At 38.2% G+C, this 9,277-nt stretch carries 9 protein-coding genes; 4 read left to right on the top strand and 5 right to left on the bottom strand.

Features of this window, described 5'->3' with window-relative positions:
• Nucleotides 1–225: 225 nt before the first annotated feature.
• Nucleotides 226–921 (bottom strand): VIT1/CCC1 transporter family protein, encoded by a 696-nt coding sequence (locus tag FGQ53_RS10350; protein WP_138338543.1) that lies wholly within the window; start codon nucleotides 919–921, stop codon nucleotides 226–228.
• 156 nt (nucleotides 922–1,077) lie between these two features.
• Here FGQ53_RS10350 and FGQ53_RS10355 point away from each other — a divergent pair, with 156 nt between their 5' ends.
• Together FGQ53_RS10355 and FGQ53_RS10360 are read left to right on the top strand one after the other, a co-directional pair.
• The gene (locus FGQ53_RS10355; RefSeq protein ID WP_138338547.1) at nucleotides 1,078–1,779 is read left to right on the top strand and encodes a response regulator transcription factor; all 702 of its coding nucleotides are present in this window, start codon (nucleotides 1,078–1,080) and stop codon (nucleotides 1,777–1,779) included.
• Nucleotides 1,776–2,654 (top strand): sensor histidine kinase, encoded by an 879-nt coding sequence (locus FGQ53_RS10360; protein WP_138338550.1) that lies wholly within the window; start codon nucleotides 1,776–1,778, stop codon nucleotides 2,652–2,654. The genes FGQ53_RS10355 and FGQ53_RS10360 overlap by 4 nt, the downstream gene beginning before the upstream one ends.
• A gap of 38 nt (nucleotides 2,655–2,692) precedes the next feature.
• Here the strand turns inward: FGQ53_RS10360 and FGQ53_RS10365 are convergent, their stop codons facing one another.
• From FGQ53_RS10365 to FGQ53_RS10380, 4 genes are all read right to left on the bottom strand, one after another.
• Nucleotides 2,693–3,445, bottom strand: coding sequence for an ABC transporter permease (locus FGQ53_RS10365; RefSeq protein WP_138338553.1), 753 nt, complete (start codon nucleotides 3,443–3,445; stop codon nucleotides 2,693–2,695).
• Nucleotides 3,446–3,455: 10 nt separating this feature from the next.
• Nucleotides 3,456–4,364 carry an ATP-binding cassette domain-containing protein gene (locus tag FGQ53_RS10370; RefSeq protein ID WP_138338556.1) on the bottom strand — a complete coding sequence of 303 codons (909 nt, stop codon included), beginning with the start codon at nucleotides 4,362–4,364 and terminating at the stop codon, nucleotides 3,456–3,458.
• A 141-nt stretch (nucleotides 4,365–4,505) separates the two neighbouring features.
• The gene (locus FGQ53_RS10375) at nucleotides 4,506–5,315 is read right to left on the bottom strand and encodes a Cof-type HAD-IIB family hydrolase (RefSeq protein ID WP_138338559.1); all 810 of its coding nucleotides are present in this window, start codon (nucleotides 5,313–5,315) and stop codon (nucleotides 4,506–4,508) included.
• A 219-nt stretch (nucleotides 5,316–5,534) separates the two neighbouring features.
• On the bottom strand, nucleotides 5,535–5,822 hold the full coding sequence (locus FGQ53_RS10380; protein WP_138338562.1) for a DUF3270 domain-containing protein: 288 nt from the start codon (nucleotides 5,820–5,822) through the stop codon (nucleotides 5,535–5,537).
• A gap of 448 nt (nucleotides 5,823–6,270) precedes the next feature.
• Between FGQ53_RS10380 and metK the strand changes: the two genes are divergently transcribed.
• Both metK and xerS read left to right on the top strand, forming a co-directional pair.
• Nucleotides 6,271–7,461 (top strand): methionine adenosyltransferase, encoded by a 1,191-nt coding sequence (gene metK, locus FGQ53_RS10385; protein WP_138338565.1) that lies wholly within the window; start codon nucleotides 6,271–6,273, stop codon nucleotides 7,459–7,461.
• A gap of 455 nt (nucleotides 7,462–7,916) precedes the next feature.
• A complete protein-coding gene (gene xerS / locus FGQ53_RS10390) occupies nucleotides 7,917–8,987 on the top strand; it encodes a tyrosine recombinase XerS (protein ID WP_138338568.1) in 1,071 nt (356 codons plus the stop codon).
• Nucleotides 8,988–9,277 lie beyond the last annotated feature (290 nt).

The raw sequence follows: 9,277 nt of genomic DNA on the forward strand, positions 1-9,277 counted from the left end.
TGTTTTGTTCTTATTTTAATTATAAACCATGACATAAGAAAACGAGCATCTCTAACTACGGAAATGCTCGTTTTTTTGATAGTTAGAAGTGGGTTTTTGCCCAGCCTCATTTCTTTTATTTTATACTCAATGAAAATCAAAAAGCAAACTAGGAAGCTAGTCGCAGACAGTACTTGAGTACGGCAAGGCGAAGCTGACGTGGTTTGAAGAGATTTTCGAAGAGTATTAAATGCTGAAAAGTTGTCCTAGCAGAAAGGTAACGCCCATAGTTAAGAGAACAATAGCAAGGTTCCGAATCATAGCTGTTTTGGTTGGGGCTTTTCCAAGTTTGGCACTTGTGTAGCCAGTAACCAAGAGTGATAGGGCTACGATAAGAACAGTAGCAGGGATGCGGTAATCACTTGGGAAAATGGTCACTGAGAGCATTGGAGGCAAACTTCCAAGGAAAAAGGCAATAAAGCTGGAAATGGCAGCGTGCCAAGGATTGGTAAACTCTTCATACTCAATCCCATATTTTTCCTCTACCAAAGCTTTGAGTGGATTTTTAAGGAAGGCCTTGTTGGTCAAGAGTTGGGCTGATGTTTCACACTCGCCATTTTGAATATAGGCAGCATAGAGGGACTTTTTGGCTAGTTCCATATCTTGGTCTAGCAAGAGTTTCTCACGCGCAACGGCTGCTTCCTCAGTATCTTTTTGAGTTGAAACGGATACGTATTCCCCACCAGCCATAGAAAAGGCACCAGCTAAGATAGCCGCAAAGCCTGATAAAAAGATAATCCAGATATTGGTCGTGGCACTGGCAACCCCGATAACCACACCAGCAATGGAAATAATCCCATCATTGGCACCAAGAACGCCCGCACGCAGGATATTTAAACGACCTGCAAAATTTGAATCAATTTCGTGATTTGTTTCTGACATATTATTCTCCTTTTTATCCAGTATAAAGGAAAAATATAAGGAAATCAATCTTTTAAAACTGTCTGAAAAAAGTTGCACGATTCTAATGAAAAGAGCTTTTCTGTTTAAGCTTTATCCACAAAACATGCTATAATAGTTGCAGAAAGGTTGGTGTTTATGGCTAGGATATTGGTTATTGAAGATAATAGTGACATTCAAGAGATTTTGCGAACACTACTTACCGAGGAGCATGAAGTGATTCAAGCCTTTTCAGGAACTGAAGGAATCATGCGTTTTGACCAAGGTAGGATTGACCTCGTTTTGCTAGATATCATGCTTCCCGGGAAAAATGGGGATCAGGTTTTAAAATCCATTAGGGAACAAAGTCAAACTCCAGTCATTATGCTAACGGCTTTGAGTGATAAGAAGTTAATCAGTCAATACCTCTTAGACGGTGCCAATGATTACATCGTCAAGCCTTTTGATTTGGACGAAGTCTTTGCTAGAGTTACTGTTCAATTACGTCAAAGCGTAGAAAAACAGCCGATGGAAATAGGAAAAACTGAAAATCTGCCACAAAACTTGAAAAATATCCAGTTTGATGCAGAAAGTTTTGAAATCAAAAATAGTCAGGAAACCATTCGCCTGGCTAAGAAAGAATGCTTGATTCTCCAAACTCTCCTTAAACACCCTAAGAAAATTTTTACCAAGGAAGAACTGTATGAATTGGTCTGGGAGGATAGCTACTTACCTGGAGACAATACTCTCAATACTCATTTGAGTAACCTTCGAAAAAAATTAAGCCATCTTGACCCAAATCAAGAATATATTGAAACCATCTGGGGAGTTGGGGTAAGATTAAAAGGAGACAAGCAATGACCTACATGATAATCTTTATCCTACTGGTACTCATAATTATTTTATCAATTGCATTAATTCGCTACCGTCTAGCACTTAAAAACTTGAGTCAACAGATTGAAGACAAGATTCTCACAGGTAGTATGAAAAGAGTCGGAGTCAGCATTTTTTCCAAACATTTTTTACATCTCTACCAGCAGATTGAGAATCTATTTCAAGAAGTAGAACAATCTCGATTGGTTATGAAAAGGGAAAAGCAGACTCTGGATATGGCCATCAGCAATATCGCCCATGATATTCGGACGCCTCTGACTATCGCTTCAGGCTACACCCAACAATTGATAAAGTCTCCTGAAAACCAAGCAGAAACCTTACAAAAAGTAGCTCAGCATCTTGATTTAGTTTCCAAACGCTTGGAGGCTCTCCTAGAATACCGTCGTTTGATGGAAGGAGCTGTCAAACCGAAACTGGAAGAAGTGGATCTTTCCGCTTTTATTACTAAAAAGACTCTGGCTTATTATGATGTTTTTCAGGCGGCAAATATCGCGCTTGATTTTAAGGTTGAAGCTGGTTTAAAAACGAGGACTGATGAAGACTTGCTGGATCGTATTTTACAAAATTTACTTGGAAATGTCCTCAAGCATGGTAAGGAAGAAGCACGTCTATCTTTGAGAAAGGAAAAGGAACAGCCTGTCTTAGAGATTGCAAACCTTGTCAAACAGCCCATCAAAAGAATAGAAAATCTCAGCAATCGTTTTTATTCTGAAAATCTATCAGACACGGAAGAATCCTCTGGTTTAGGCCTTTATATCACTGAGGAATTATGTCATCTTCTCGGTACAGAGATGAAACTGAGCACAGATGGGCAGTGGTTATCGGTTTTCATTTATTTTTAACGAAAAGAAACCTCCTCTGTAGGCTAGAGGAGGTCTTTTTATAGACTTTTCTTTTTGAAAACTGCCAGTCCACTTAGATTAAAGATTACAATAACAGCTAAGGTAACTATAAGGGTATAGAAAATGGATTCACTATTAGCAGTCATGGCATAGAAAAACTGCAACGATAAATATGGCAAAATTTTGATGCTTGGGAAGATGAGCATTGGCATAGAAAGTAAGATAGAGCTGACCAAATAGCCAATAAATACTGCAAGATAAGAGTGACTAACATAGAGAATGAAGGAAACAATGGAAAGCCAAGCAAGGAGGCAAAGGAATTGAAGGAAAATGGTTATCAATAGATTGCCAATAAAGCCATCAGGCATAGTTCCCAATCCATTTAAGATAGTTGCTGGAATAAAGGCAATCACAAGGCTGATGATAAGTTGCAAAAGTGCAATACAAGCCACTACAAAGGCTTTGGCAAGGAAAAACTCGGTACGAGAAACCCCTACTGTCAAACTATTTTTATAGAGCTTTCCGATTAAATCAACACCGAGAACGAGGCAAGTTAGAACAATACAGAGAAAAACGAGGTTTGAACCTTGACTAGATGCGTTAATCAGGGCTTGTACACCGTCCCAACCATGGGTTGGAATTTCTGGCTCTTCTGTCTGGATTGCCATCAGATGGCCAGTAGCTCCAATACTTGCGCCCATTAGCATGAGAGAAAAGAGAATGAACTCTGTAATCCAAAAACCTTTGGAACGGAAAAGACGGTAAAAGTCTGCTTGAATGGTATGTATCATGATTTTCCTCCTATTCGACCAATTGAGTGAAGTATTCTTCTAGGTTTTGACGGGCGTAGTAAATCTCGTCAATAGCGACATCTGCCAAGGTTAAGTCCTTAAGAATATGTTTAACATCTTGTTCCTGACCAAAGATGTGGATTTCGTTTTCAGGATTGACAACCTTGAACTGGAGCTGGATTTGTTCTTTTAATACTTGACAAGCTTTCTCTTGGTCAGCTGTCTTAAGCACAATATAATCCTCACTTAGTGTTTCAAATTCAGCTTTGCTGATTTCACGAATAATCTTACCTTGATCTAAAATACCAAAGCGATTTGCTACGAGATAGAGTTCTGACAAGATATGGCTAGAGATGAGAATGGTGATTCCTTTTTCTTGATTGAGGCGTTGAATCATCAGACGAAATTCTTTGATACCAATTGGGTCAAGACCGTTGATAGGTTCATCTAAGATTAGGAAGTCTGGTTTGGAGAGAAGGGCAATGGCGATACCAAGTCTTTGCTTCATTCCAAGAGAGAAATCTCGAAAGACTTTTTTACCTGTATCGGACAAACCTACATAGTCCAGTGTTTCTTGAATGACTTGATCAGCATTTGGAATATGACGAATCATACAGTAATATTTCAGATTTTGATAGGCTGTTAGGTGATTATGGGCTACAGGTGATTCGATCACTGAACCTACTCGAGATAGGGCCTTGGTCCACTCATTTTCCGTTTTGCTGGAGAAGAGGGAAACAGTTCCTTTATCCGCAAAGAGTAGTTGCGTAATGATTTTTATTAAGGTAGTCTTCCCAGCTCCATTCTTTCCTATAAGTCCATAAATATCTCCCTCTCTTATCGTTAGATGAAGATCTTGAAGAATAGCTTGTTTGGCAAAATTTTTGGACAATCCATGAATATCAAGTACTGTTTTCATGATTCTCTCCTTTTGATTTATTTTGATAACTTTAGTATAAAGCATAGAAATCAAAGAAAGCTCAAGCATTTCTAAAGAGTTTCTAAAGTTTTAGGAATTCTTAAATATCAAAACCCAGTTGACACGAACTGGGCTTCTTAATTATAGAATGTATTTTTCAATCGCACGCGCAACGCCGTCTTCTTCGTTGCTGGCTGTAACATCATCAGCTAGGGATTTGACATAATCACTGGCATTTCCCATAGCAATGCCCAGTCCTGCAAACTGGAGCATTTCGATATCGTTATTAGCATCGCCCATGGCCATAATTTCTGCAGGCTCAATCTTCAAAATCTCAGCTAGTCGAGAAAGAGCAGTAGCCTTTGTCGTTCCAAGTGGCATGGCTTCATAAATAACAGGCTGCGAACGAACACCGCTGAATCGTTGGCAGAGTTCTGTAGCAAAACGCTGCTCAAAATCGTCTGTTTGTTCTTTTGTTCCTAAAAACATACCTTGGAACATGCGGTACTTGCCACTAGTCGCTTCCTCAAGAGAAATTTCAGTTAAGTCTGAAAAGACTAGTTTAGCATCATTTTGAACAATTTCATTAGGCTTACCACCGAGGACAAAATAATGTTCCTCATCAAAAAGAGTCAACTGAACATCACTTTTTTCAGCAAGGGCATAGAGGTATTCGATGTCAGCTGAACTGAGTTCTTGCCAATCAACCAGACTCCAATCACTGGTCTGGTGAGTTGAGCAACCGTTGTTAACAATCACATACTCATTCTGGAGGTCAAGTCCCAGTTTTTGATAGTAGGGGAGGACGCCAAAAAGCGGGCGACCCGTACAGAGAACCAGTTTGACACCTTTTTCGATAGCTTGGTGAATAGCAGTAATATGGGCTTGTGGGATTTCCTTGGCTTCATTGAGGAGGGTTCCGTCCATATCCAAGGCTAGTAGTTTAATCATAAAACTTCCTTCTTTATCTTTTGGTATTATTATAGCATATTTTGGAGAAGATGATGGTAAAAGGATAGGGACTATACGTTATTCAATTAAGTAAATAATTATAGTTGGCAAGCTGGTCAAAAAAACAGAGGATTTAAGATGAATAACACATTTATCTTCTTAAATCCTCTGTTTTCCTTAATTTTTTACAAATCAACTTGATTAGACGTGGGGTATGATTTATCTTCTAAATTTTCGTTTGATAATAAAGCGTTGGACTTTTAAAACAAGTAAGCTAAATCCGATTGCTGCGACAAATGCAAGAGCAGTTGATAATTTTAATGCTAAAAAGATAAAACTAAAGATAGCAATGCAGATACAAAAAACAGCAATATTAATAAAAAATAGGATTTCCTTGAGATTGGCATCAGATTGCGCTTCAGGTGTATAATCTTGATAGCGAGGAACCTGCTGGCTTAATTCTTCTTGATAGTCTACCTCATAGGATTGTAATTTTCTTACAGGCATTATTCTCTCCTTAACTGTACATACCTATTTTATCATTTTTTAATCGGATAATTATTACAGTAAGGTTACAAAAAGAATAAAGTCCCGTTTCATTTTCAAACCATTGTTCAGGACACGATAGTTTGAAAATAATAGTACGCATAATATTAAGGTTGTTAAACACCTATTGAAAATAGATTAGTAGAAATTGAAACAGTACATTAATACTCTTCAAAACAAGTTAGCGTCAGCTTGTATTAGGTATATGTTACTAATTTAGTCAGTTTTATCTACAATCAAAAAGCTGTTCTGTGATTTTTATTAAGTATATAGACTGCAAATTGCACTTAAAAATGGTATAATGATAAAGTTATATAGTCCCGATAAGATGGTAGGTATTCATTACTAAGGAGTTTTCCTACCAGTACTTTGTAACTCTATAACACTATTTTTAAGGGGGGGCATTTTTATGTCAGAACGTAAATTATTCACGTCTGAATCTGTATCTGAGGGACATCCAGATAAGATTGCAGACCAAATTTCAGATGCGATTTTGGATGCTATTTTAGCTAAGGATCCAGAGGCGCACGTTGCTGCTGAGACAGCTGTATATACTGGTTCCGTCCATGTTTTTGGTGAAATATCTACAAATGCTTATGTGGATATTAACCGCGTGGTTCGTGATACCATTGCAGAGATTGGCTATACCAATACAGAATATGGTTTTTCTGCTGAGACGGTGGGAGTCCATCCGTCACTTGTTGAGCAGTCACCGGATATCGCCCAAGGGGTTAATGAAGCCTTAGAAGTTCGTGGAAATGCAGACCAAGATCCGCTGGACTTAATTGGTGCTGGAGACCAAGGTCTCATGTTTGGATTTGCAGTGGATGAAACAGAAGAGCTCATGCCTTTGCCAATTTCACTCAGTCATAAATTGGTTCGTCGTTTGGCAGAACTTCGTAAGTCTGGTGAAATCAGTTATCTTCGTCCAGATGCCAAATCACAAGTTACAGTTGAGTACGATGAAAATGATCGTCCAGTACGTGTGGACACAGTCGTTATTTCAACTCAGCACGATCCAGAAGCTACTAATGAACAAATCCATCAAGATGTGATTAACAAGGTTATCAAAGAAGTTATTCCCGCTTCTTACTTGGATGAGCAAACAAAATTCTTCATCAATCCGACTGGCCGCTTTGTAATCGGTGGACCTCAAGGAGACTCAGGTTTGACTGGTCGTAAGATCATCGTGGATACCTATGGTGGCTATTCTCGTCATGGTGGCGGTGCCTTCTCTGGTAAGGATGCGACTAAGGTGGATCGTTCTGCGTCATATGCAGCTCGCTACATTGCCAAGAATATCGTGGCAGCAGGTCTTGCTAAGAAAGTAGAAGTGCAATTGGCCTATGCCATCGGTGTGGCACAGCCTGTTTCTGTTCGTATCGATACCTTTGGTACAGGAAGAGTAGCTGAAAGCAAGCTGGAAAAAGCGGCTCGTCAAATCTTTGACCTTCGTCCTGCAGGAATTATTCAAATGTTGGATCTTAAACGTCCAATCTACCGTCAAACAGCAGCTTATGGACACATGGGACGTACAGATATTGACCTTCCATGGGAACGTTTGGACAAGGTAGACGCTTTGAAAGAAGCAGTCAAATAAAATCTTGAGAGGGGGACTTCCCCTCTTTTTTACTGATAAAACATTTCACACACCAATAATTGAACTTTGGTAAAAATAAGACTATAATTAAGTTAGAAATGATAAAGCTAGAAAGGAGTTTACTGCATCAAAGATTAAAGTCATGAAAAAGAAAACAATAGCAATTATACAATGTATTTTGTATCTCATAGCTCCTTATATAGCTCTTCAGTTGTTGAGTTCTTTATTATTTTCTTTATTCTGTTGACTATTTCATTCTGGTTTAGTATTTGGAAGCTAGAAAAAGCACTAGATAATGATTCACAATAAAAACTCCAAAGATTTAGATCTGTTTTGTTTGCAGGTCTAAATCTTTTTTAAAAGCTCTATAACATCTTTCCGAAAAACTATAATTTTCTTGAAAAATATATAAGTCTATGCTATACTACTAGTAGACTTAATTATGGAGAAAATACATGAAACGTGAGATTTTACTGGAACGAATCGACAAACTAAAACAAATCATGCCCTGGTATGTTTTGGAATATTACCAATCTAAACTTGCTGTTCCCTACAGTTTTACAACCTTGTACGAATATCTCAAGGAATATGATCGATTTTTCAACTGGTTTTTGGAGTCTGGTATTTCAAACGCCGATAAAATGTCTGATATTCCTTTATCTGTCTTGGAAAATCTGTCTAAGAAAGACATGGAATCCTTTATCCTTTATCTACGAGAACGTCCTTTGCTGAATGCCAACACAACCAAGCAAGGCGTTTCACAGACAACCATCAATCGAACCTTATCAGCACTTTCTAGTCTTTACAAGTATCTGACTGAGGAAGTTGAAAACGACCAAGGAGAACCTTATTTCTATCGCAATGTAATGAAGAAAGTTTCAACCAAGAAAAAGAAAGAAACGCTTTCTGCTAGAGCTGAAAATATCAAGCAAAAGCTCTTTCTAGGTGATGAAACAGAAGGGTTTCTTACTTATATTGATCAAGAGTACCCTCAACAGCTCTCAAATCGCGCTCTATCATCGTTTAATAAAAATAAGGAACGTGATTTGGCCATTATCGCCCTGCTCCTAGCATCTGGTGTCCGCTTATCTGAAGCTGTTAATCTGGATCTAAAAGATCTCAATTTAAAAATGATGGTCATTGATGTCACTCGAAAAGGTGGTAAACGTGACTCGGTCAATGTCGCTGCCTTTGCTAATCCTTACCTAGAGAATTATCTAGCCATTCGAAATCAACGTTATAAGACGAAAAAGACGGATACAGCACTCTTTCTGACTTTATATCGTGGTGTTCCCAATCGTATCGATACTTCTAGTGTTGAAAAGATGGTTGCTAAATACTCTGAGGACTTCAAAGTCCGAGTAACTCCCCATAAACTGCGCCATACCCTAGCAACTAGGCTCTATGATGCGACTAAATCGCAAGTTTTGGTTAGCCACCAGCTAGGACACGCCAGTACGCAAGTCACTGACCTCTATACCCATATCGTCAACGATGAACAAAAGAATGCTCTAGATAGTTTGTGAACTACATAAAATAAATTATGTAAAAAATATAAAGAGATTCAATAAACTATTAATTTTATTTGATCATATCATATCAAATAAAATTGCTGACATAGTAAACAGTTTTAAAGAATATGAATTAAAATTTATACGATCACTAGCTTGCTTTTCTTTGTAATGTACCGGATATGCAAATCATTTGTCATTGATATTTATCTTAAAATAAGAGGATTCCACAAGGAAATCATCGCTAAACTGGACTACTACGCTCCATCTTGTCCTGAGTGTGGAAGTCAAATGAAGAAATATGA

Source organism: Streptococcus mitis (assembly GCF_005844455.1).
In the GTDB taxonomy this organism is placed as follows: Bacteria; Bacillota; Bacilli; order Lactobacillales; family Streptococcaceae; genus Streptococcus; species Streptococcus mitis_BF.

Excerpts from the sequence above, each read along its gene's own strand:
- metK (WP_138338565.1), top strand. The coding sequence starts at position 6,271 with ATGTCAGAACGTAAATTATTCACGTCTGAATCTGTATCTGAGGGACAT.
- FGQ53_RS10360 (WP_138338550.1), top strand. The coding sequence starts at position 1,776 with ATGACCTACATGATAATCTTTATCCTACTGGTACTCATAATTATTTTA.
- FGQ53_RS10370 (WP_138338556.1), bottom strand. The coding sequence starts at position 4,364 with ATGAAAACAGTACTTGATATTCATGGATTGTCCAAAAATTTTGCCAAA.
- FGQ53_RS10375 (WP_138338559.1), bottom strand. The coding sequence starts at position 5,315 with ATGATTAAACTACTAGCCTTGGATATGGACGGAACCCTCCTCAATGAA.
- xerS (WP_138338568.1), top strand. The coding sequence starts at position 7,917 with ATGAAACGTGAGATTTTACTGGAACGAATCGACAAACTAAAACAAATC.
- FGQ53_RS10380 (WP_138338562.1), bottom strand. The coding sequence starts at position 5,822 with ATGCCTGTAAGAAAATTACAATCCTATGAGGTAGACTATCAAGAAGAA.
- FGQ53_RS10365 (WP_138338553.1), bottom strand. The coding sequence starts at position 3,445 with ATGATACATACCATTCAAGCAGACTTTTACCGTCTTTTCCGTTCCAAA.
- FGQ53_RS10350 (WP_138338543.1), bottom strand. The coding sequence starts at position 921 with ATGTCAGAAACAAATCACGAAATTGATTCAAATTTTGCAGGTCGTTTA.
- FGQ53_RS10355 (WP_138338547.1), top strand. The coding sequence starts at position 1,078 with ATGGCTAGGATATTGGTTATTGAAGATAATAGTGACATTCAAGAGATT.